Consider the following 21,720-nt stretch of genomic DNA (forward strand, 5'->3'; position numbering starts at 1 on the left):
CCGGCGTGCGTTCCCTCGACGAGGAGCTCACCGACCTGGCCGACCACTACCGGTGGTTCGCCGAGGTCGAGGCCGCACCGGTCTCCCCGCGGTATGCCGAGCTGTCCGCCGCGGTCGCCGGGGACGTCGACGTGCTCGCCTTCCTCGGCACCCTGCCGACGGCGAAGCGGCAGGCCAACCTGCTGCTGGGGGCGCTGCAGCACCTGCACGGCGGGCCGCCGGCGGACGCCGCGCAGCTGCACGAGCGGGTGCTGGGCGACGCCGACCGGCTGCGGGCGACGATGCTCGCCCGGGCCACCCAGACCAACGAGGCCGCCCGCTGCGCCGCCCTGCTGCCGCTGCTGGCCGGCCTGCCCGGGCCGCTGGCGCTGATCGAGGTGGGTGCCTCGGCCGGCCTGTGCCTGTACCCCGACCGGTACGGCTACGAGTACTCCGGCGGCGTCCGGGTCGGGCCCGCGTCGAGCCCCGTGCAGCTGCGCTGCGCCACCACCGGCAGCGGCCCGGTGCCGACCGACGTGCCGCGGGTGGTGCGCCGGGCGGGGATCGACCTCAACCCGCTCGACCCGGCCGACCCCGACGACGTCGCCTGGCTGCAGGCGCTGGTCTGGCCGGGGATGGAGCAGCGTCGGGACCGGCTGACCGCCGCCGCCGCGATCGCCGCCCGGGAGCCGGCCGAGCTGGTCCGTGGTGACCTCGTGGCGGAGCTGCCCGGGCTGGTGGCCGGCATGCCCGCCGACGCCACCGTCGTGGTGTTCCACACCGCGGTGCTCGCCTACCTGCCGGCGGCGGAGAAGGAGTCGTTCGTCGAGCTGGTCGGCGGGCTGCCGGTGCGGTGGGTCTCCCAGGAGAGCGTCGGGGTGCTCCCCGCCGTCGCGGCGCGGCTGCCGGATGCCCCGGCCGCGGACGAGCGCCGGTTCCTGCTCGCGCTGGACGGTGCGCCGCTGGCGTACACCGATCCGCACGGCGGCCGCATCGACTGGCTCCCCACCGCGGCCGCGCTGAGCGGTCGGGACGAAGAGCTGAGCGGTCGGGACGGAGAACGGTGAGCATCGCCGTCCGGCGCGCCGGCCCGGACGACAGCGACCAGGTCGCGGCGCTGCGGCAGGCGTGGACCGAGGAGGACGCCGGTGGCCCGGTCGCGGACGACGACTTCGAGGATCGGCTGGGCGACTGGCTGGCGGCGGAGGCCGATCGCCGCGTCGTGCTGCTCGCCGAGGAGGACGGGCGGCCGGTCGGGATGGTCAACCTGGCGTTCTTCACCCGGATGCCGCGGCCGGGGAGGCCGGCCTCGTCCTGGTGCTACCTGGGGAACGCATTCGTCGTCGCCGCTCGTCGGAGCGCCGGCATCGGTGCCCGGTTGCTGAGCGCTGCCGAGGACCTCGCCCGCGAGAGGGGGTGCGTGCGCATCGTGCTCTCGCCCACCGAACGCTCGCGACCGCTCTACGAGCGGAGTGGCTTCGGACCGGCCACCATGCTGCTGGCCAAGCCGCTCGACTGATCGGCGCATCCTCGAGTGTCGGCCCCGTGATCAACAGGCTGACGGGGGCGGGCCCGAGGTCAGCTGCGCATGTGGGCCAGGAAGCCGGTCATCTCCGCGCGCAGCTTCTCCGCCAGCTGCGAGAGCCCCGGCGACGCCGTCCCCAGCGGGTCGGAGGCGCCCCCGTCGACGGCGGTGGTGATGCCGTCGACCAGGCCGGTCATGTCCGCCACCGTCGTCCCCACGTTGGTCATCACCTCGGACACGTCGCCGCAGGCGGCGCGCACCGACGCCACCTGGGCGGTGACCCGCTCGGTGGCGCTCGCGGTCTGGTCGGCCAGGTCCTTGACCTCCGACGCCACGACGGCGAAGCCCTTGCCGGCCTCCCCGGCCCGGGCGGCCTCGATCGTCGCGTTGAGCGCCAGCAGCCGGGTCTGCGCGGCCACCGAGTCGATCAGCGCGATGACCTCCTTGATCTCGGTGGAGGACCGGTCGAGGGAGACCACGCTGTCCTCGGCGCGGCCGACCTCGGTACCGGCCGACGCGGCGGCCCCGGTCAGCCCGGCGGCCGAGGCGCTGAGCTCGGTCGCCGCCGTCGCCACCTGCTCGGACATCGCCAGCACCACCGACTCGAACTCGTCGGCCAGCGCCAGCCGGGCGGCCGCTGCCTCGGTCACGCGGGTGGCCGAGGCGCGCATCGCCTCCCCGGCCTGGTTGAGGATCCCGGCGCTGCGGCGGTACGCCCCCGGGAGTCCCCGCTCGAGCACCCGCCGGTGGAAGCGCCCGTCGGCGGCGGAGGTCAGCGCGGCGCCGGCCTCGCGCACGAAGGTGTCGGAGACGTCGAGCAGCTGGTTGACGCCGTCCTGCAGCTCGCGGAGCTCGGGGACGTCGCGGGACCCGGCCACCGCCCGGCTGCGGGCCTCCAGGTCACCGGTGGCCGCGGCGCGGCACACCCGGCTGAGCTCGGCGACGAAGGCCCGGTAGACCGCCAGCTCCTGCTCGGCCGACGTGCTCGTCGACGATCGGCGACCCATGCTCAGGACCCACCTTCGGAGATCAGCGACCACACGAACTGGTCGTAGGACTGCCCGCGCTCGGCCAGCAGCGTGCCGAGCAGCGCCGTGGAGGCCTCGACCGCCGCCCGGCCGTTGGGCTGGGCGCGCTCGGCGGCGCGCAGCTGCGCGTAGACGCCGCTCACCGCGGCGATCGCGGGGCGGGTCGGGGCACGCCGGCTGGAGTGGTAGCCGACGATCCCGCCCCGGGTGTCGTAGCTGGGGGTCACGTTCGCCAGCACCCAGTAGTACGCGCCGTCGGCGGCCAGGTTGTTCACGTAGGCGAACACCTCCTGACCGGCGGCGACGGTGTCCCACAGCAGCTTGAACACGGCCTTGGGCATGTCGGGGTGCCGGATCAGGTTGTGCGGCTGGCCGAGGACCTCGTCCTCCTCGTACCGCGACACCCGCAGGAACGACTCGTTGGCGTAGGTGATCACCCCGCGCGGATCGGTCTTGGAGACGATCAGGTCGTCGGGCTCCAGCACCCGCTCCTGACCGGTGGGGCGCACCGCCCGCCGCTGGTCCCGGGCCGCCGTCCCCGCCGTCGTCACCTGTGCCGCCTCCTTGCTGCCGAACGTCTGCTCCGGCAGTTCTCGGCAGGCGGGGCGGCGAACGGAACGGCTGAGCGGGGAACCTGGGGGTCAGGCCGACCAGGTCGTGTTCGGGGGGCGCTGGTAGCCGATGGTGTGCGGGACGAAGAAGGACAGGTCGTCGGTGATCAGCCCGTCGGACTCCCGGATGCCCAGCCCGGCGGCCTCGCCGTCGACCACCCAGGCGCCGAGCACCGGGTGGTGCGGCCCGTCGGGGCCGGGGAAGTCCGGCAGCGCGCACAGCTGCTGCACGACCCAGCCCTCGGCGCCGTACTGCCCGCCCTGCGCGGCCAGCACCTCGCCGCCGGGGGCGACCAGCTCGACGTTGCCGCCCTCCCGGCCGAACAGCGGCTTGCGGGCGTACCCGGTCGCCTCCAGCTCGCGGGCGCGCGGGTCGTCGGCGAAGAACGCCGGCAGCAGGTACCGGGAGATCACCGGGTCGTGCTCGTAGCGCTGCCACAGCACCGGCAGCAGGCCCTTGTTCGACCAGAGCATCTTCCAGATCGGCTCGACCCACGTCGTGCCGTCCGGATCGCGGAGGTCGGCGATCACCGAGGGGCCGTAGGCGTCCTCGAGCAGCCACTCCCAGGGGTAGAGCTTGAAGACGACGTCGAGCCGGTTGCCCTTCGGGTCGTAGAACCGGGCGTCGCCGGTGTCCAGCCCGATCTCCTCGGTGGTGAGGACGACGGCCTCGTACCCGGCCCGCTGCACGGTGTCGGCGAGGTAGGCCACGGTCATCCAGTCCTCGCCGCTGCGGTCACCGGAGGTCCAGGCCAGGTGCACCGTCGGCCTGCGGTGGTGCTGGCCCTCCCAGCGGGAGAGGTTGCGCTGCCACGCGGCGACCAGCTTGTCGTCGAGCTGGTTCCACTGGTCCCGGCCCTGCCCGGTCTCCAGGTGCCACGCCCACTGCACGACCGCTGCCTCGACGAGCGAGGTCGGGGTGTCGGCGTTGAACTCCAGCAGCCGGGGGGTGGCCTTGCCGTCCCACCACAGGTCGAACCGGCCGTAGACGCTGGGCGGTTCGGCGTCCCAGGTGGCCCGGACGACGTCGCGGGCGTCGCGCGGGATGCGCATCCGGTCCAGCAGCCGCTCGTCGGCCAGCGCCACGTCCCCGGCCTCCACGCAGGCGGCGAACAGCTGGTCGGTGACGTCGGCGAGGGTGTCGATCTCGTCGGCGGTGAAGTCGTAGAAGACGTCCTCCCGCCAGTAGGAGCGCGGGTCCTCGCCGGGCACGGTCGTCTTGTTGTAGACCAGCCCCTGGCTCTCGATCTCGGCCTCCCAGCCGAGCCGGGCCTTGCCGTACAGCCGTCTCACGACCCGACGCTGCCGCTGCCGACCCGCCCCGAGCCGATCCCGCCGGAGACCCGGGTGCCGGAGCTCACCCGGCCGGAACCGGGCAGTCCGGCGCGCGTCCGGGCGGAGGTGTCGGACGGGTTCACCCGGGTGGCGGCCCCGGTGTACTGCTGCGGGATCGTCTGGCCCACCGCGTACCGGTTCCCGCCGAACCCGCCGAGCAGGAAGAAGTAGGGGATGCCGCCGACGTAGCCGCCGTTGTTCTCGGCCTCCTCGCACAGCTCCTCGTCGACGACCTGGTCCTGCTCGTCGACGCAGTAGACCCGCTCGGCCTCCACGTCGTCCTCGCCGGAGCCGTACCCGCCGGTCCCGCACGCGGACAGGAAGCCCATGGCCGCGCCGGTCAGGCTGACGGTGCCGATGGCCGCGCGCACCCGGTTGCTCCTCGACGTGCTCACCGTCTGCACTCCTCCTGCCGCGCTCTGCCGGACCCGCACATGCTGTCGGACGGCGGCCCGGTCCGCGCACCCGGCCTGCGGAACCCGCCCTGCGGCACATCCTCACAGCCCCGCCCCAGGAGCGGGAGGTGCCGTGCACAGCCGCGCTGCCGACCGTCTCCTCTGTACACCCCCCGAGCAGGAGGACGACCGATGACCGAGCCCCACCGCCCCGGTGGGGCCGAGTCGCCGCCACCGCCTGACCGGGCGACCCCGGGTGGACGGCGGCGAGGTGGGTAGTCGCGGGCATGGACCTCGCAGCGCACCGGACCGGTTCCGGCGACCCCCTCGTCCTCGTGCACGGGCTGGGCGGCTCCTGGCGCTCCTGGGACCCGGTGCTCCCCGGCCTGGCCGCGGCGCGCGAGGTGGTGGCGGTGGACCTGCCCGGGTTCGCCGGCGACACCCCGCCGCTGCCGGACCCCACCTTCGGTTCGCTGACCGACGCGGTGGCCGACTGGCTGCGGGCCCAGGGGCTGGCCGACGCCCCACTGGTCGGCAGCTCGCTGGGCGCCCGGGTGGTGCTGGAGCTGTCCCGGCGGGGGCTGGGCGGGGACGCCGTGGCACTGGACCCGGGCGGGTTCTGGACCGACCGGGAGGCCGCGGTCTTCCTGGCCAGCCTGCGCGCCTCGATCGCGCTGGTCCGCCGGATCCGGCCGGCCCTGCCCGCGGTGCTGGGCAACCCGGTCGGGCGGACGGCGCTGCTGGCCCAGTTCTCCGCCCGCCCGTGGGCGCTGGACGCCGGGGTGGTCACCCGCGAGCTCACCGGGTACGCGGAGTCGCCGTCCTTCGACGCGGTCCTCACCGACCTGGCCCGCGGGCCCCGCCAGCAGGGTGCCCCGGCCGGGTCGCTGCCGGGGCGGCTGACCATCGGCTGGGGACGGCGGGACCGGGTGACCCTGGCCCGACAGGCGGCCCGGGCGAGGAAGGCCTTCCCCGACGCCGAGCTGCACTGGTTCGGCGGCTCCGGCCACTTCCCGATGTGGGAAGTGCCGGCGGAGACCGTCGACCTCGTGCTCGCCGCGGCCGCCCGCCGATGAGTTCCCCGGCGCCGGCCGGTCTGACTGGTGACGGGACCGGACGGCGGTCCCCCGAACCGAGGAGCTCCCCGTGCGCACCATCTTCGTCAACCTGCCGGTCACCGACCTGGAGCGGGCCAAGGCCTTCTACGCGGCGCTCGGCTTCACCAACAACGCCCAGTTCACCGACGACACGGCCGCCGCGATGGTGATCGAGGAGAACATCCTGGTGATGCTGCTGACCCGGGAGAAGTTCGCCGGGTTCCTGGCCGGCCCGATCGGCGACCCGGCGCAGGCCACCTCGGTGCTGAACGCGATCTCCGCGGCCGACCGGGCGGAGTGCGACGACCTGCTGGCCCGGGCGCTGGCCGCCGGTGGCAAGCCCTGGCAGCCGGCCCAGGACCACGGGTTCATGTACGGCACCAGCTTCACCGACCCGGACGGCAACGTCTGGGAGGCGGCGTGGATGGACCCGGCCGCCCTGGAGGGCTGACCGATGGACCACGCGACGACGGTGTAGGTGGCAAAGTCGTCATCACTCGCTACATTGTCGGGGTGACCGCCGCCCGCCCCGCCGTCGGCGCCCTGCTGACCCTCGCCGCGGCGGGGGTCTTCGCGATCAACGGCACGGTCTCCGCGCTGGCGCTGCGGGCCGGCATCCCGCCGACGAACCTGACCGCGCTGCGCTGCACCGGCGCGGCGATCGCCCTGCTCATGGGCCTGGCCGTCCTCGCCCCGGAGCGGCTGCGGCTGCGCCGGCGGGAGGTCCCGTTCGTCGCCGTCCTCGGCGTGGTCGGGATCGCGCTGACCCAGTTCCTCTTCTACGTCGCCATCGACGGCCGGCTGCCGGTCGGCATCGCGCTGGTCTTCGAGATGACCGCACCGGTCTTCATCGCGCTCTACGTGTGGCTGGTCCGGCGGGAGCAGGTGCGCCGCCGGATGTGGCTGGCGCTGGCCCTCTCCCTCGGCGGCCTGGTGCTGGTCGCCGAGGTCTGGGCGGGCGGCGGCTCGCTGGACCCGGTCGGCGTGGCGGTCGCCCTCACCGCCGCGGTCTGCCTGGCCACGTACTACCTGGTGGGCGAGCGCGGCACGGTCGACCGGGACCCGATGGCGCTGACCGCCTGGAGCTTCGGCGCCGCCGCGGTGTTCTGGGCGGTCGCCGCCCCCTGGTGGCGGTTCGACGCCGGGGTCCTCGCCGAGCGGGTGCCGGTGTCCCTCGGCGACGTCGAGGTGCCGGCCTGGGTGCTGGTCGGCTGGATCGCCGTGCTCGGCGCCGCCCTGCCCTTCTGGCTCTCGCTGGCCGCGCTGCGCCACCTGCCGCCGACCACCGCCGGGATCCTGGCCACGGCCGAGCCGGTGCTGGCCGCGATCGTCGCCTGGCTGTGGGTCGAGCAGGTGCTCACCGGGTGGCAGATCGCCGGTGGCGCCGTCGTCCTGACCGGCATCGTGCTCGCCCAGACCGCCCGCACGACGGAGTCCGCCCCGCTGCCGGAGACCGTGCCCACCTGATCGGCGGGTGGGGCGCGTGCCTTCCGGTCGCGCCCGACCGGTCGTGCCGGGAGGCTGGCAGCGTGCGAGTTCTCGTCACCGGCGCGTCGGGGTTCATCGGCGGCAGGCTGACGCCTGCCCTGGAGGCGGCCGGGCACGAGGTCCGCGCGATGACCCGGCACCCGGACACCTACTCCGGGGCCGGCACACCGGTACCGGGGGACGTCGGAGACGAGGCGTCGCTGCGCACCGCGCTGGCCGGCTGCGCGGCCGCCTACTACCTGGTGCACTCGCTGGACTCCGCGGACTTCCAGGAGAAGGACGCCGCGGCCGCCCGTGCCTTCGCCCGGGCCGCGGCCGACGCCGGCCTCCGCCGGATCGTGTACCTCGGCGGGCTCGGCAACGACGCCGACGACCTCTCGGCCCACCTGCGCAGCCGCCGCCAGGTCGAGCGGCTGCTCGGCGAGACGGGCGTGCCGGTGACCGTGCTGCGGGCCGGGATCGTGATCGGCCACGGCGGGGTCTCCTGGGAGATGACCCGCCAGCTCGTCGCCCACCTGCCGGCGATGGTCACCCCGCGCTGGGTGCACACCCGGACCCAGCCGATCGCGGTCGCCGACGTCGTCCGGTACCTGGTCGGTGTGCTGGAGGCGCCGGAGGCCGAGGGGCGGGCGTTCGACGTCGGCGGCCCCGAGGTGCTCGAGTACCTGGAGATGCTCACCCGGGTCGCGGAGATCCAGGGCCGCCGGCTGCTGGTCGTGCCGGTGCCGCTGCTGAGCCCGAAGCTCTCGTCCCGCTGGTTGTCGCTGGTCACCGACATCGACGTGCAGACCGGCCGGTCGCTGATCGAATCGATGACCAACGAGGTGGTGGTGCGGGACGACGCGATCCGCCGGGTGCTCCCGTTCGACCCGATGACCTACGACGAGGCGGTGCTCACCGCGCTGGGTGAACGGGCCCGCGAACGCCGGGAGGCCCGTTCGGCGAAGGCCTCGGGGCGGGTGGGATGACCCGCCGCAAACGGCGGCTGGGGCAGTCGCTGTGGTCCGACGCACGGCTGACCCGCATGCTGGCCCGGGCGCCGTCCTGGCTGGTGGACAAGGTGCCGCGGGACCACCGCGAGTCCGACGAGGCCTTCCGTCGCCGTCGCCGGGTGACCGCCGGGGTCTCCCTGGCCGGGGCCGGGCTGCTCGGGGTCTCGCTGGCGCAGAAGCCCAACTCGACGTCGTTCTACGCGCTGACGCTGGGCGTGGCCGGCACCTGGGTCGCCGGGGGCATCGCCTCGGGCCCGCTGCACCTGGGCTGGGTGCAGACGCCGCAGGCCACGCTGCGCCGCCCGCTGCTCACCCCGCTCGTCGCCGGGACGGCCGCCTTCGCGTGCTTCTACGGCGCGGCGCTGGTGGCCAAGCGCATCCCGCCGCTCGACGCCGCCATCACCCGGGTGCTGCGGTACGCCCAGCAGGGCTCGACGCCACTGGTGCTCACCACCGCGCTGGCCAACGGCGTCGCGGAGGAGGTGTTCTTCCGCGGGGCGCTGTACGCGGCGGTCGGCGCCGAGCACCCAGTGCTGAAGTCCTCCGCCGTCTACACGCTGGCCACCGTCGCGACCCGCAACCCGGCCCTGGTGCTCGCCTCGGTGCCGATGGGCCTGCTGTTCGCGTTCCAGCGGCGGGTCACCGGCGGCATCCAGGCGCCGGTCCTCACCCACGCCACGTGGTCGGTGCTGATGCTGCGGTTCCTGCCGCGGTTGTTCGCCGACGAGACCTCGATCGACGACCCGCACCCGGCCCAGGCGGCTCGCCGTGCCGGTCCGTGCTGACGGGCGGGCCCGGAGGTGGCAGTCTCACCGTCCGTGACCGCCGTCCCGCCGCTGCCGCCCCCCTTCCGGGCCGGGCACTGAGGGTGGGGTCCCCGGACGCCGCCGAGCGCGCTCGGCGGGAGGAGGAGGTGCGCGCGGCCACCAACGCCGTGCTGCGCCGCATCGACCCGCCGCTGCCGCACGCAGCAGCCGGCCCGCTCGCCGGGGTGCGGGTCGGGCTGACGGACAACATCGACACCGCCGGGCTGCCCACCACCTGCGGCTCGGCGTACTTCGCCGACCGGGTTCCCGACGCCGACGCCGTCGTCGTCACCCGGCTGGCCGCGGCCGGCGCGCAGATGGTCGCCAAGCTGAACCTCTCGGAGTTCGCCGTCGGGCTGACCAGCCAGAACTCCGCCGCCGGCCCGGTCCGCAACCCGTGGGCGCTCGACCGGCTGCCCGGGGGCTCCAGCGGTGGTGCCGGCGCGGCCGTCGCCGCCGGCCTGGTCGACCTGGCGCTCGGCACCGACACCGGCGGCTCGGTGCGGCTGCCGGCCGCCGCCTGCGGGGTGACCGGACTGCGGCCGGGGATCTCCGTCGTGCCGGACGCCGGCACCTTCCCCGTCTGCGAGCTGGTCGACACCGTGGGACCGCTGGCCCGCACCGTCGAGCTCGTCGCCCGCGCCTTCGCCGTCCTGGCCGGCCGGCGGCCGCGCACCCTGCGCCCGGCCGTGCCCCGGCGGATCGGCGTCCCCGAGGCGTGGTTCGACGACCTGGACCCCGGCGTCGCCGAGGTGGTCGCGGCGGCCGCGGGCGTGTTCGCCGACGGCGGCGCCGAGCTGGTGCCGGTGACCGTGCCGGGGATCAGCGTCGCGCAGGACGTGCTGTACACGATCGTCTACTCCGGCATCGCCGACCTGCACCGCGAACGGCTGGCCACCCCGGAGCTCTTCCAGCCCGACACGCTCGCCCGGCTGCGGGTGGGCGAGGGCGTCTCCGAGGGCGACCGGGCCGGGGCGCTGCGGGTGCGGGCGGAGTACCAGCGCGGCCTGGAGGAGGTCCTGGGGCAGGTCGACGTGCTGCTCACGCCGACCCTGCCGGCCGACGTCCCGCCGGCGGTGGCCGCCGACGACGTGCTCACCCTGACCCGCCGCCTGGGCGCGCTGACGGCGCCGTGGTCGCTGCACGCCGGCCCCACGCTCGCGCTGCCGGTCGGCCGGCACCCCGTCTCCGGCCTGCCGGTCGGGGCGCAGCTGACCGCCGCGGTCGGTGGCGAGGACCTGCTGCTGGACGCCGGCGCCTGGTTCCAGCAGCAGACCGGCTGGCACACCGAGCATCCACCCTGCCGGGCCGACTGACCCGGCCCGCGGTCGCCGGTCCCCGGCTCAGGCGCCGGCCACCTCGCCGGTGGCCGCCAGGGTCCGGACGGCGGCCTCCCGGTCCGCGGCGGCGAGCAGCTGTCCTGCGGTGGTCAGCGTGATCCCGCGGTCGGCCACCCCGCGCAGCACCTCCGGCAACGCCCGGACCTCCACCTCGCGGCGGGCGGCCAGGTTCCGGGTGAAGGTGGTGCCGGGCTGGAAGGTCCCCCGGCCCAGCCCGTCGTGCAGGCAGACCACGTCCCCGGCCCGGACCGTGCCGGCGACGTGGCCGGCGACCACCTCCGGGGTGCCGACCCCGTCGGGACCGCGGGTGCAGGACCAGATCCAGACCTCGTGGCCGAGCTCCGCGCAGACCCGGAGCCCGTACCCGGTCAGCTTGCCCCGGGCGGGGCGGAAGGCGGTCAGCGGCTGCTGGACGAGCGCCTCGACCTCCTCCTTGCCGCGGACGATCTCCTCGCGGACCTGGGCCGGCGAGATCCTGGTCTGATCCAGGTGGCTCCAGGTGTGGTTGCCGATCTCGTGCCCGGCGGCGACGATCTCGCGCAGCAGGTGGGGATGGGTGACCGCGTTGTGGCCCATCACGAGGAAGGTGGCGGTGACCCCGGCCGCGGCCAGCGCCGCGAGCACCTGCGGGGTGTACTCCGGGGTCGGGCCGTCGTCGAACGTCAGCGCCGCCAGGGGCCGCTGGACCGGCAGCGACCAGACGACCCGCGGCGCGCCCCAGCGACCGGGCTCCTCCCAGACCTCCGGGAACGCGGCACCGACCCCCTGCCCCGAGGTGCCGTCGGCCGGGGGGCGGGGCGCCGGGACGAGGTCCGCCGCGAGCGCGCCGGAGGCGGCCTCGGTCATGGCGGCCGAGCCGAGCCCCAGTGTCACGCCGGTCGCGCCGGCGCCCAGCAGGAACCGCCGCCGGCTCGTGCCCCCCGCCATCCGTCGCTCCCTCTGCTCTTCCCGCCCGGATCCCGGCCGGGTGCAGGCGCACGGCTGGTCGGTCGGCGGACGCTAACCCAGGAGGCCCGGCCCGGCCGGTGCACCGGCCGGGCGTGTCGCCGCGGGAGGGGAGGAGCGTCGGCCGGGCCCGACAGGCGCCGCAGGCCCGGCCGCCTTAGCGTGATCGCGTGACCAGCCGGCTGGTGGCACCACCGCGCGCGGTCGACGCGGCGCCGCCCCCGGTGCACGCGCCTGTGCGGCTGCGTGGCGTCGACGCCCTGCGCGGGCTGGCGGTCGTCGGGATGCTCGCCGTCGACAACCGCGGGAACGACCGGATCACCCGCCAGCTGCAGCATGCCGAGTGGGACGGGCTGCACGTGGCCGACGTCGTCTTCCCCGTCTTCCTGGTCGTGGTCGGCGTCTCGATGCCGTTCTCCCGGCGGGCCACCCGGCCGTGCGACGTCCTGGTCCGGGTGCTGAAGCTCGGCCTGCTGGGTTGGTTGGTGGTCACCGCGAAGTACGGCCTGGGCGCCACCGGGGCCGGCGTGCTCGGCCACATCGCGGGCGCCTACCTGCTGTGCTGGCTCCTGCTCCGGCTCCCCCGGGCGGTGCAGCCGGTCGCGGCGGTCGCCGTCCTCGCGGGGTTGACCCTGGCCACGCAGCTGGCCGGGGCGTCACCGGCGCGGTCCTGGGGGCAGGCCGTCGACGGCGCCCTCGGCGTGCCCTTCTCCGCGGAGGCCCCCCACTCCTACGTCGGCAGCGCGATCACCGTCTTCATCGGCGTGCTGGCGGGCCGGGCGCTGCAGTCCGCCACCGGGCATGCCGTGCTCGCCCGGCTGGCCGGCGGAGGGACGGCGCTCCTGGTCACCGGGTTGGCGCTGACCCCGCTGACCTCGCTGAACAAGCGGCTGTGGTCGCCGTCGTTCGTGCTGGTCACCGGTGGGATCGCGGTGCTGGCGCTGGCGGCGCTGCACTGGCTGGCCGACCAGCGGGGCGTGCGCCGCCCCTTGCGGCCGGCGGAGGTGCTGGGCGCCAACGCCATCGTGGCCTTCGTCTTCTCCGAACTGGTCTTCCGCGCTGCGCTGGGCGATGCGGTGCAGCCGGCCGTCGACAGCTGGGTCACCGGTCTGGTGGGGGCAACGCCCTCGGCCTGGCTCTACGCTGCCGCATCGGTCGCGGTCGTCTGGGCGGTGTGTGCGCTGCTGCTCCGCCGTGGGGTCGTCGTCCGGGTCTGAGCAGCGCGGGTGGGGCTGCGCGGCTCAGCTGCGGGCGGCCCGGATGGTCACGGTGGTGCCCTCGGGGCCGGGCGTCGCGGTGATGTCGGCGAAGGCGCTCATCAGCATCCCGCCACGGCCGCGGTCCATGCTCGGGACCCGCTCACGCCACTGGCCGTAGTCGCGCACGGTGATGACGACCGTGTCGGCGCCGGCCTCGCCGGTGACGTCGAAGAAGGGCTCGCTCGGGTCCTGGGCGTGCTCGATCGCGTTGGTCGCCGCCTCGCACGCGGCCAGCGTCAGGTCGTAGGCCTGGTCCTCGTCGAGCTCTGCCGCGGTGAGGAACCGGCGCAGCGCCCGGCGCAGCCCGGCGATCGACTGCGGCACGGAGGCGAACCGCCAGCGCTCCCGGGAGACGCCGTCGCCGGCCGGGGGCGGTGGAGGGGTGGGCACGTGCACGGCGGGCCGGCGGCTGGCCGGGACCAGTGACCGCACGTCCGGGGCGAGAGGCGCGGTGGCGGCCGCCGGGGGCGGCGGCGCCGGGCGGCTCCGGCCGGCGCGCTCCACCGCGACCCGGACCCGGTGCACCAGCTCGGCGCCCTGGAACGGCTTGGCGAGGTGGTCGTCGGCGCCGGCGGCCAGGCCCTCCACCGCGGCCTCCTGCCCGGCCCGGGCGGTCAGCATGATCACCGGGATCGACCGGGTGCCGGGGTCGGCCTTCAACCGGCGGAGGAGCTCGAACCCGTCGACCCGCGGCATCATCACGTCGGTGACCACCACGTCCGGCCGGTGCTCGGCGACGCTGTGCAGCGCCTCCTCGCCGTCGGCGCAGGTGCGCACCGCCCAGATCGGGGAGAGCAGGCGGATCAGGTAGCTGCGCATGTCGGCGTTGTCGTCGACGACCAGCACCGTCGCCGTCGCGCCCGGGGGTGCGACCGGATCCGGCAGCACCGCGACGTCCTGCTCCCAGCCGGCGGCGGTGCCGCGGGCGGCCTCGGAGGGGGCCGGCGGGGTGTCGCCGTCCGGCGCGGCGTCGGGGGAGCCGAAGGGCACGGTGACGGTGAACGTGCTGCCGACGCCGGGCTCGCTGGCCACGGTGACCGAGCCGCCGTGCAGGTCCACCAGCTCGCGGACCAGCGCCAGACCGATGCCGGTGCCCTCCCTGGTCCGCGCCGCGGAGCCCTGCACCCGGTGGAAACGGTCGAAGACCAACGGCAGCTCCGCGGCGGGGATGCCGATGCCGCTGTCGCGGACGGTGAGCACCACCTGGTCGCCCGCCGCCCGCAGGCTGACCGCGATGCGGCCGACGAAGGTGTACTTCACCGCGTTGGAGAGCAGGTTGAGCACCACCTTCTCCCACATCCGCGGGTCGACGAAGGCCGGGCGCGGCAGCGGAGGGCAGTCGACGGCGAGCTCCAGGCCGGCCCGCTCGGCGGCCGCGCGCAGCACCCCGGCGAGCTCGGCGGTGAACGCGGCGACGTCGGTCTCCACCCGGACCGCGGCGGCGCGGCCGGCCTCGATGGCCGCGACGTCCATCAGGTCGTTGACCAGGCGCTGCAGCCGCTGCCCGTTCCGCAGGGCGAGGGCCAGCTGGTCTCGGGCGCTCTCCGGCAGCGCGGCGCCCGGGTCGGCCAGGACGTCGCTGATCGGGCCCAGCAGCAGGGTCAGCGGGGTGCGCAGCTCGTGGCTGACGTCGGAGAAGAAGGCGGTCTTGGCCCGGTCCAGCTCGGCCAACGACTCGGCGCGCCGGCGCTCGGCCTCGAAGGCCCGGGCGTTGCCCAGCGCGGTGGCGACCTGGCCGGCGGCCAGCTCCAGGAAGGTGCGGTACTCCTCGTCCAGGGCGAGGTTGGGGCTGACCCCGGCGACCAGCTCACCGACCCGCTCCCCGCCCGGCGCCGTCAGCGGCAGCACCAGGGCGGTGGTCACCGGGTCGGACCAGGCGCCGCCGCGCAGGCCGAGGTCGGCGACCGGCCCGGGCAGCCACTCCGCGCCGGGGACCTCGCCGGGCAGCAGCCCCGGCGGGCAGCCGGTCACCGTGGCGCGCTGGAGGCCTCCGTCGGTGTAGCGGTAGACCGCGGCGAACGGCAGGTCCAGCGGGTCGCTGCCCAGGGTGGCGCCCAGCGCGCTGAGGAGTGGCTCCTCGTCGGCCAGGGAGGCGCCGGTGGTCGACAGGTCGTGCAGCAGGCGCTGCCGACGCTCCCCGAGCACCTCACCGGTGACCTCGGTGCACACCCCGAGCATGCCGCCGACCGACCCGTCGTCCTCGAAGGCCGGTGCGTGCGAGACGGTGAAGTAGGTCTCCTCGCGGTAGCCGGCGCGCTCGAGCAGCAGCGGCAGCCGGGGGAGCCAGGAGGCCTCGCGGGTGGCGATCGCGTGGTCGACCGGACCGGCGAGCGCGGCCCAGCCCTCGGCGAGGGTGACCCGGATGTCCTCGCCGATCGCCGGGTGCTTGGCACCGATGAACGGCGCGTAGGCGTCGTTGTAGAACTGCGTGTACTCCGGCCCCCAGGTCAGCACCATCGGGTATCGGGAGGCGAGGACGGTGCGCACCGCGTACCGCAGGCCCGCCGACCAGGAGCCGACGGCGCCCACCGGGGTGGCCGACCAGTCCAGGGCGGCCATCAGTCGGCCGGCCTCGCCGCCGCCGGTGAAGAGGTCGTCCACCGCGCCGGACGAGGGCTCAGGGGTCACGGTGCAACCTCCTGAGCTCTGCCGGCACGACGGGGGCGCTGCGCGCCCCGGGAACGGCAGCCGAGCGTGCGCACCCGGCCACCGTGGGCAAACTACCTGCCGGCGGCCGGGGCTGGGTGGTCGAGGCGGTCGGCCCGGCCTGCGGAACCGGGTGGGTCACGGGTTGGATGGGGGCAGTGCCCGCCGGAACGACCCGGCGCCGAACCCCGAGGAGACCCCGTGGCAGAACTGACCCGCCCCGACGTCGAGCCGCCCACCGGTCCGGCCCCCGACGACCTGGTGATCGAGGACCTCGTCGTCGGCGACGGCCCGGAGGCCACCGCCGGCAGCCTGGTGAGCGCCCACTACGTCGGCGTCACCCATGACGGCGGCGAGCAGTTCGACGCCTCCTGGGACCGTGGCGACCCGCTGGAGTTCCGCCTGGGCGTCGGCATGGTCATCCAGGGCTGGGACGAGGGCATGCAGGGCATGAAGGTCGGCGGCCGCCGCCGGCTGACCATCCCGCCGCAGAAGGCCTACGGCGACCGGGGCGCCGGCGGCGTGATCCAGCCCGGCGCCACCCTCGTCTTCGTCGTCGACCTCGTCGGCGTCCGCTGAGGCGCTGACGGCGGGCGCGGAGCGCCAGGTCCCGCCGCCGGGCCCGGCACTCCGCGCCCGCCGTTCTCAGCCCACCGGCTGGCCGTAGAACTCGCGCGGGTCGGTGGCGAGCGCGGCCTTGACGTGCCGGCTGGCGTCGTCGACCAGCACCTCCCAGGCGCCGGACCGGACGCCGTCCAGCACGACCCGGACGACGTCGGCCGGGTCGGTCTTCGCGACGTCGGAGCCGGCCATCATGTCGGTGTCGGCGGCGCCCAGCACCACCCCGGTGACCTGGGTCCCCTGACCGGCGAGCTCCAGCCGGACGCCGTTGGTGAGGCTCCACTCGGCGGCCTTCGCCGTGCTGTAGGCGTTCGCGCCGTCGTAGGAGAACCACGACAGGGCGGACAGCACGTTCACGATCGCACCGCCGCCGTTGCGCCCCAGGATCGGGGCGAACGCCCGGACCATGCTCAGCGTGCCGAAGAAGTGGGTCTCCATCTCCAGCCGGATGGCGGCCGGGTCGCCGCTGACCAGGTTGGTGCCGGTGGCGATGCCGGCGTTGTTGACCAGCAGCGTGACGTCGCCGGCGACGGCCGCGGCGGCCGCGACCGACCCGGCGTCGGTGACGTCCAGCCGCAGCACCTCGACGCCGGGGACGTCGACGAGCTCGGGGCGGCGGGAGGTCGCGTAGACCTTCGCCGCCCCCCGCTCGAGCAGCTGCTGGGCGAACTGGCGGCCGAGGCCGCGGTTGGCGCCGGTGACGAGGGCGACCGATCCGGTGATGTCCATGCTGTTCTCCTTGCGTTCGGGACTGCCTGCCCGGCACGCTAAGACCTGACGCTGACGTCAGGGTCAAGCGTGAACCCGATCACCGAGGAGGTCCGGTGCTGCGGATCGGAGAGGTCGCCGCGCGTGCCGGGGTGAGCGTGCGGGCGCTGCGCTACTACGAGGAGCAGGGGCTGCTGGATGCCGAGCGCACCCCGAGCGGGCAGCGCCGCTACGCCGAGGACGCGGTGGGCCGGGTGCGGTTCGTCCAGCAGCTCTACGCGGCCGGGCTGACCAGCAAGGACGTCCTCGAGCTGCTGCCCTGCGTGCACACCGGCACCGCCACGCCCGCGATGCTGGCCCGGCTGGTCGAGCAGCGGGACGGCATCGACCGGCAGATCGCCGAGCTCACCCGGGCCCGCGAGCGGCTCGACGAGATCATCCGCATCGGCCGCGACCACGTGCCGGCGGCCGAGGCCGTCCCCTGAGGGGGCGGCGACGACCGGTTCGCGCTCGCGTGGCGTGCCGGGAATGACCGGGCGGCCGCGCGGGTTGGGGCCCGGCATGCAGGTCGAGGTGTGGTCCGACGTCGTGTGCCCGTGGTGCTACATCGGCAAGCGGAAGCTGGAGACGGCGCTCTCCCGCTTCCCGCACGCCGACCAGGTCGAAGTCGTCTGGCGGTCGTTCCAGCTCGACCCGAGCATCCCGGAGGGGCACACCGAGAAGACCCTCCCGGCGCTCGCCGCCAAGTACGGCAGCAGCGTCGAGGAGATGGCCGGCCAGATGCGCCGGGTCGAGGAGATCGCCGCGGGTGAGGGCCTGGAGTACCACCTGGCCGACGGCGTCAGCGGCAACACGCTGCTGGCCCACCAGCTGATCCACCTGGCCGCCGAGCACGGGCTGCGCAGCGAGATGAAGGAGCGGCTGCTGCACGCCCACTTCACCGAGCAGCGGTCGGTCTTCGACGTCGACGCGCTCGTCCCGCTGGCCGTCGAGGTGGGCCTGGACGAGGCGGAGGTGCGCGCCGCGCTGGCCGACCGCCGGTTCCTGCCCGCGGTCCGCTCCGACATCGAGACCGCGCGCGCACTCGGCGCCACCGGCGTCCCGTTCTTCGTCGTCGACCGCACCTACGGCGCCGCCGGCGCCCAGCCCGCCGAGACGCTGCTGCAGCTCCTCGAGCGCGCCTGGGCCGACACCCACCCGCTCACCACCGTCCCTGCCGCCGAGGGCTGCGACGACGGCAGCTGCTCGGTCTAACCCAGCAGGCGGGGGGCGCGCTCCAGCGCCTTCTGCGCATCGGCGGTCAGCCGCCGGACGACGTCGGTGGCCGACTCCTCCGCGGTGACCAGCCCGACGGACTCCCCGGCGTAGAGCGGTGCGGCGGCGAGGTCGCCGTCGGCGCGCGCCCGGCGCACCCACTCGGCCGCCCGGGTGTCCCCGCGCAGCTCGATCTCGCGGCCGTGCCAGGTCTCGGTGAACTCGTTGACCAGCGCCCGGCCGGGCCAGCGGTCCGGCCACGCCAGCCCCTGGGCGATGTCGAAGGCCCGGGTGAGCACGGTGTCGTCACCGCCGGCCGCCCGGATCCGCTCGCGCGCGGCCGGGGAGTTCGCCGCCTCGGGGCAGGACAGGAACGGCGTGCCGACCCAGGCCCCGGCGGCGCCGGCGACCAGCACGGCGGCCAGCCCGGCCCCGGTCGCCACCCCGCCGGCGGCGAGCACCGGCCGGTCGGTGGCGGCCAGCACCTCCTGCAGCAGCGGCAGGGTGGCCCGTTGCCCGGTGTGGCCCCCGGCCTCGGTGCCCTGGGCCACGATCACGTCGACCCCGGCTGCGTGCGCCCGGTCCAGGTCGTCGAGGGTGTTCACCGCGGTGGCGACGGCGATCCCTGCGTCGTGCAGCGGGCCGACGAACGGCGCCGGGTCGCCGAAGGAGACCGACACCAGCGCCGGCTCGGTGGCCACCGCGGCGGCCAGCAGCTCGGGCCGGTCGGCGAGCACCCAGGCCATCAGCCCGACGCCGAAGGAGACGTCGGCCTCGGTGGGCAGCCGGGCCTGCTCGGTCAGCCACTCCGGCGTCGTTCCCGCACCGACGCCGATCATCCCGAGCCCACCGCCGAGCGAGACCGCCCGGGCCAGCTCGCCCCCGGCGACGCCGGCCATCGGCGCCCCGAACACGGGTGCGTCGAGGTCGAACCAGCGGGTCAGCGGGGTCTTGATCATCGCCCCATCGTCGTCCCCGGAGCTCAGCGGCGCAGCACGTCGGCGGTGAACGCCGCCAGCCGTTGGCGCAGCCCCTCGGCCTGCTCCTCGACGGCGAGCGCCTGCAGCTCCTCGCTCAGGTGCTGGGCCGACGGCGGCACGTCCCGCACGCGGCCGGCGCACCGCAGGTCGGCGCAGATGTAGGTGCCGATCGTGTTGCCGTTGCGCCCGGCCTCGCCCACCCGCCGGGCGGTGAACAGCGAGATCGCGTCGGCGCTCTGCACGGTGTGGCAGAGCAGGCACATCGCCGAGCGGCGGCTGGACATCTTCGTGTCGGCCGCGCGGAGCGCCAGGCCGACGGTGCGGCCCTCGTGTTCGTGCACCAGCCAGCCGCGCAGCTCTGCCTTCGGGTCGCGCCAGCCGAGCACGTCGGCCGCGGCCCAGTCGAACTGGTCGATGTCGCGGGGGAGCGCCATCGCCGCGGCCTCGCTGCGGGAGCAGTTGACCAGCGAACGGCGGATCGCGGCTTCGGACAGGGCCTGCACGGGGTGCCTCCGGGGATGGGACGGGTGAGCCGGCCCAGCAGGCTATGCACCGGCCCGGTGCGGCCACCAACGAATATCGTGGCGGGCCCGGAGACGCCGGAGCCCCGGCCGCGCGCTCGCGGCCGGGGCTCGGGACGGGGTGCTCAGCTGGCCGCCGGGCCGCCCTGCTCGGTGCCGGAGAGGTTGCGCAGCAGCTCGTGGCAGCGCGCGGCGCGCTGGGAGTCCTGCTCCATCACCTCGCGGAAGAACGAGGCGACGTCGTCCAGGCCGGCGTTCTCGGCGTCCCGGACGTACTGGCCGTAGTCGTGCCCGGCCTTGAGGGAGTGGTACTGGACGGAGATCAGATCGAAGGTGACGTCGGCGAATCCGGTCTCACCGGTGGCCATGGGTCCTCCTCGTCGGTCGCTCGGCGGCCGGGCCGTGGCTGGGCCCGGCGTGCGTGTGCGCCCCTCGGCGTACCCGGGGGTGCGCCGGTCAATCGTGCGGACGGACCGGTCCGCCTCAGGTCCGGTCGGCGGTCGGCGCCTCGCCCACGGCGCCGGCGAAGCCGCCGGTGACGTCGCCGCCCCCGGCCTCGTCGGCCTCGGTCTGCGCGGAGGCCAGTTCCTCCTCACCGGTGGCGACGGCGTCGTCCCCGGCCGAGGCGAGGTCCTCGCCCTCGCCGAGCGCGCCCGGGTCGGCCTGGGTGGTGCGCGGATCGTTCAACGGGTCCGGGACGTCGGGGTCGGTGACGGTCATGGACACGCCGTTCCCGGCCGGCGGCCGTCCGAACCGTCGCCGAGGTGAGTCCCGGCCACGGCCGCAGGGCGGGCTGAGCCGCGCCGCCTGATGGTGCGCCGCACCACGGCGCGGCTCACCATCAGGTCTGACGGCTCAGGTCTGACGGCTCAGGTCTGACGGCTCAGGTCTGACGGCTCAGGTCTGGTGGCTCAGGTCTGGTGGCTCAGGTCTGGTGGCTCAGGTCTGACGGCTCAGGTCTGACGGCTCAGGTCTGGGCGGTCGGCTGCTCCACGCGCACCGGGTCCGGGCCGGTCCACGGGCCCAGGCGCTGCAGCAGCCGCTCGCGGGAGGCCAGCCGGGGGCCGGCCTGCACCGGGTAGGTCTCGTAGGAGCCGGTGAGGGCCCGGGCCGCGTGGACGGCGAAGTTCGGGTCGTCCTGGGCCTCGCGGGCGACCGCGACCAGGTCGGCCTGGTCGCCGGCGACGACGGCGTCGGCCTGGGTGGGGTCTACCAGCAGGCCCACGGCCATCGTCGGGATCTCGGCCTGCTCACGGATCGCCGCGGCGAAGGGCACCTGGTACCCGTAGCCGATCGGGTGCTCCCAGCCCGGGCCGATGCCACCGCCGGAGACGTCGATCGCGTCGACGCCGAGGGCCTTCAGCTCGCGGGCGAAGGCGATGGTGTCGTCCAGCGTCGTCCCCTCGCGGGTGGCGTCGACGGCGGAGACCCGCACCAGCAGCGGGAGGTCGGCCGGCCACACCGCGCGGACGGCGGCGACCACCTCGAGCGGGAAGCGCATCCGGTTCTCCAGCGAGCCGCCGTACTCGTCGTCCCGCCGGTTGGTGAGCGGAGAGAGGAACTGGTTGAGCAGGTAGCCGTGCGCGGCGTGCACCTCGGCCACCTGGAAGCCGGCGGTCAGCGCCCGGCGGGCGGCCGCGACGAACGCGTCGCGCACCCCGCCCAGCTCCGCGACGCCCAGCGGGCGCGGTGCCGTCCACCCCTCGCCCATCGGCACGGCGCTGGGGGCGACCGGTGTCCAGGGCTCGTCGCCGGGGCGGGCGTTCTCCGCGGTCACCTGACCGGAGCCGTCCCACGGGCGCAGCGTGTTCGCCTTGCCGCCGGCGTGCGCCAGCTGGATCGCCGGCACGCTGCCGTGCTCGCGCAGGAAGGCGGCCACCCGGGCCAGGCCGGGCACCTGCGCGTCGTTCCACAGGCCGACGTCGCCGGGGCTGATCCGGCCGTCGGCGGTGACCCCGGTGGCCTCCACCATGACCAGGCCGAACCCGCCGAGCGCGAACCGTCCCAGGTGGACCAGGTGGTAGTCGCCCACGAGGCCGTCGGAGACGCAGTACTGGCACATCGGTGCGACGGCCAGGCGGTTGCGCAGGGTCACCCCGCGCAGGGTCAGCGGCTGCAGGAGGGCGGGGCTGCTCGGTTCGCTCACGGCTCGCACAACAGGACATCCGTCCCGGTACATCCCGGGGCGAG

24 protein-coding genes are annotated in these 21,720 nt (G+C 75.4%); 12 read left to right on the plus strand and 12 right to left on the minus strand.

Annotation, left to right across the window (positions count from 1 at the left end; translation table 11 throughout):
• Positions 1-5 precede the first annotated feature (5 nt).
• Together ACI79Y_RS09960 and ACI79Y_RS09965 are read left to right on the plus strand one after the other, a co-directional pair.
• On the plus strand, positions 6-1,046 hold the full coding sequence (locus ACI79Y_RS09960) for a DUF2332 domain-containing protein (protein ID WP_457158324.1): 1,041 nt from the start codon (positions 6-8) through the stop codon (positions 1,044-1,046).
• Positions 1,043-1,498, plus strand: coding sequence for a GNAT family N-acetyltransferase (locus tag ACI79Y_RS09965; RefSeq protein WP_457158325.1), 456 nt, complete (start codon positions 1,043-1,045; stop codon positions 1,496-1,498). The genes ACI79Y_RS09960 and ACI79Y_RS09965 overlap by 4 nt, the downstream gene beginning before the upstream one ends.
• A 59-nt stretch (positions 1,499-1,557) precedes the next feature.
• Here the strand turns inward: ACI79Y_RS09965 and ACI79Y_RS09970 are convergent, their stop codons facing one another.
• From ACI79Y_RS09970 to ACI79Y_RS09985, 4 genes are all read right to left on the minus strand, one after another.
• Positions 1,558-2,511, minus strand: a complete 954-nt coding sequence (locus ACI79Y_RS09970) for a methyl-accepting chemotaxis protein (protein ID WP_457158326.1) — start codon at positions 2,509-2,511, stop codon at positions 1,558-1,560.
• A gap of 2 nt (positions 2,512-2,513) precedes the next feature.
• On the minus strand, positions 2,514-3,083 hold the full coding sequence (locus tag ACI79Y_RS09975) for a PAS domain-containing protein (RefSeq protein WP_457158327.1): 570 nt from the start codon (positions 3,081-3,083) through the stop codon (positions 2,514-2,516).
• A 90-nt stretch (positions 3,084-3,173) separates the two neighbouring features.
• Entirely contained in the window at positions 3,174-4,436 is a 1,263-nt protein-coding gene (locus ACI79Y_RS09980) for a glutathionylspermidine synthase family protein (RefSeq protein ID WP_457158328.1), read from the minus strand.
• The gene (locus ACI79Y_RS09985; protein ID WP_457158329.1) at positions 4,433-4,873 is read right to left on the minus strand and encodes a hypothetical protein; all 441 of its coding nucleotides are present in this window, start codon (positions 4,871-4,873) and stop codon (positions 4,433-4,435) included. Before ACI79Y_RS09985 ends, ACI79Y_RS09980 begins: the two co-directional genes overlap by 4 nt.
• Before the next feature lie 287 nt (positions 4,874-5,160).
• Here ACI79Y_RS09985 and ACI79Y_RS09990 point away from each other — a divergent pair, with 287 nt between their 5' ends.
• From ACI79Y_RS09990 to ACI79Y_RS10015, 6 genes are all read left to right on the plus strand, one after another.
• Positions 5,161-5,949, plus strand: a complete 789-nt coding sequence (locus ACI79Y_RS09990; RefSeq protein ID WP_457158330.1) for an alpha/beta fold hydrolase — start codon at positions 5,161-5,163, stop codon at positions 5,947-5,949.
• A 70-nt stretch (positions 5,950-6,019) separates the two neighbouring features.
• The gene (locus ACI79Y_RS09995; RefSeq protein ID WP_457158331.1) at positions 6,020-6,421 is read left to right on the plus strand and encodes a VOC family protein; all 402 of its coding nucleotides are present in this window, start codon (positions 6,020-6,022) and stop codon (positions 6,419-6,421) included.
• A 62-nt stretch (positions 6,422-6,483) separates the two neighbouring features.
• Entirely contained in the window at positions 6,484-7,437 is a 954-nt protein-coding gene (locus ACI79Y_RS10000) for an EamA family transporter (RefSeq protein WP_457158332.1), read from the plus strand.
• Positions 7,438-7,499: 62 nt separating this feature from the next.
• Entirely contained in the window at positions 7,500-8,426 is a 927-nt protein-coding gene (locus tag ACI79Y_RS10005) for an NAD(P)H-binding protein (protein WP_457158333.1), read from the plus strand.
• The gene (locus ACI79Y_RS10010) at positions 8,423-9,235 is read left to right on the plus strand and encodes a CPBP family intramembrane glutamic endopeptidase (protein ID WP_457158334.1); all 813 of its coding nucleotides are present in this window, start codon (positions 8,423-8,425) and stop codon (positions 9,233-9,235) included. Before ACI79Y_RS10005 ends, ACI79Y_RS10010 begins: the two co-directional genes overlap by 4 nt.
• An 83-nt stretch (positions 9,236-9,318) precedes the next feature.
• Positions 9,319-10,572: an amidase gene (locus tag ACI79Y_RS10015; RefSeq protein ID WP_457158335.1), complete on the plus strand. Its 1,254-nt coding sequence runs from the start codon at positions 9,319-9,321 to the stop codon at positions 10,570-10,572.
• Positions 10,573-10,599: 27 nt separating this feature from the next.
• On the opposite strand, the gene ACI79Y_RS10020 is transcribed toward ACI79Y_RS10015, so the two are convergent.
• Positions 10,600-11,523 carry a polysaccharide deacetylase family protein gene (locus ACI79Y_RS10020; RefSeq protein WP_457158336.1) on the minus strand — a complete coding sequence of 308 codons (924 nt, stop codon included), beginning with the start codon at positions 11,521-11,523 and terminating at the stop codon, positions 10,600-10,602.
• 188 nt (positions 11,524-11,711) lie between these two features.
• Between ACI79Y_RS10020 and ACI79Y_RS10025 the strand changes: the two genes are divergently transcribed.
• Positions 11,712-12,758 (plus strand): heparan-alpha-glucosaminide N-acetyltransferase domain-containing protein, encoded by a 1,047-nt coding sequence (locus ACI79Y_RS10025; protein WP_457158337.1) that lies wholly within the window; start codon positions 11,712-11,714, stop codon positions 12,756-12,758.
• Between the two features lie 24 nt (positions 12,759-12,782).
• Here the strand turns inward: ACI79Y_RS10025 and ACI79Y_RS10030 are convergent, their stop codons facing one another.
• Positions 12,783-15,428, minus strand: coding sequence for an ATP-binding protein (locus ACI79Y_RS10030; protein WP_457158338.1), 2,646 nt, complete (start codon positions 15,426-15,428; stop codon positions 12,783-12,785).
• Between the two features lie 219 nt (positions 15,429-15,647).
• Between ACI79Y_RS10030 and ACI79Y_RS10035 the strand changes: the two genes are divergently transcribed.
• Positions 15,648-16,025 (plus strand): FKBP-type peptidyl-prolyl cis-trans isomerase, encoded by a 378-nt coding sequence (locus tag ACI79Y_RS10035; RefSeq protein ID WP_457158339.1) that lies wholly within the window; start codon positions 15,648-15,650, stop codon positions 16,023-16,025.
• Positions 16,026-16,091: 66 nt separating this feature from the next.
• Here the strand turns inward: ACI79Y_RS10035 and ACI79Y_RS10040 are convergent, their stop codons facing one another.
• On the minus strand, positions 16,092-16,796 hold the full coding sequence (locus ACI79Y_RS10040; RefSeq protein ID WP_457158340.1) for an SDR family oxidoreductase: 705 nt from the start codon (positions 16,794-16,796) through the stop codon (positions 16,092-16,094).
• A 95-nt stretch (positions 16,797-16,891) separates the two neighbouring features.
• Here ACI79Y_RS10040 and ACI79Y_RS10045 point away from each other — a divergent pair, with 95 nt between their 5' ends.
• Positions 16,892-17,260, plus strand: a complete 369-nt coding sequence (locus ACI79Y_RS10045) for a MerR family transcriptional regulator (RefSeq protein ID WP_457158341.1) — start codon at positions 16,892-16,894, stop codon at positions 17,258-17,260.
• 76 nt (positions 17,261-17,336) lie between these two features.
• Positions 17,337-18,029 carry a DsbA family oxidoreductase gene (locus ACI79Y_RS10050; protein WP_457158342.1) on the plus strand — a complete coding sequence of 231 codons (693 nt, stop codon included), beginning with the start codon at positions 17,337-17,339 and terminating at the stop codon, positions 18,027-18,029.
• On the opposite strand, the gene ACI79Y_RS10055 is transcribed toward ACI79Y_RS10050, so the two are convergent.
• From ACI79Y_RS10055 to ACI79Y_RS10075, 5 genes are all read right to left on the minus strand, one after another.
• Positions 18,026-18,988, minus strand: a complete 963-nt coding sequence (locus tag ACI79Y_RS10055; RefSeq protein WP_457158343.1) for an NAD(P)H-dependent flavin oxidoreductase — start codon at positions 18,986-18,988, stop codon at positions 18,026-18,028. The two genes, ACI79Y_RS10050 and ACI79Y_RS10055, sit on opposite strands and share 4 nt — an antisense overlap.
• A 23-nt stretch (positions 18,989-19,011) precedes the next feature.
• Positions 19,012-19,512 carry an FBP domain-containing protein gene (locus ACI79Y_RS10060; protein ID WP_457158344.1) on the minus strand — a complete coding sequence of 167 codons (501 nt, stop codon included), beginning with the start codon at positions 19,510-19,512 and terminating at the stop codon, positions 19,012-19,014.
• Positions 19,513-19,655: 143 nt separating this feature from the next.
• Positions 19,656-19,898, minus strand: a complete 243-nt coding sequence (locus ACI79Y_RS10065; RefSeq protein ID WP_457075098.1) for an acyl carrier protein — start codon at positions 19,896-19,898, stop codon at positions 19,656-19,658.
• 115 nt (positions 19,899-20,013) lie between these two features.
• Positions 20,014-20,250: a hypothetical protein gene (locus tag ACI79Y_RS10070; protein ID WP_457158345.1), complete on the minus strand. Its 237-nt coding sequence runs from the start codon at positions 20,248-20,250 to the stop codon at positions 20,014-20,016.
• A gap of 247 nt (positions 20,251-20,497) precedes the next feature.
• Positions 20,498-21,676, minus strand: coding sequence for an NADH:flavin oxidoreductase/NADH oxidase (locus tag ACI79Y_RS10075; protein ID WP_457158346.1), 1,179 nt, complete (start codon positions 21,674-21,676; stop codon positions 20,498-20,500).
• Positions 21,677-21,720: the final 44 nt, after the last annotated feature.

The organism is Modestobacter sp. SYSU DS0875, from assembly GCF_054050915.1.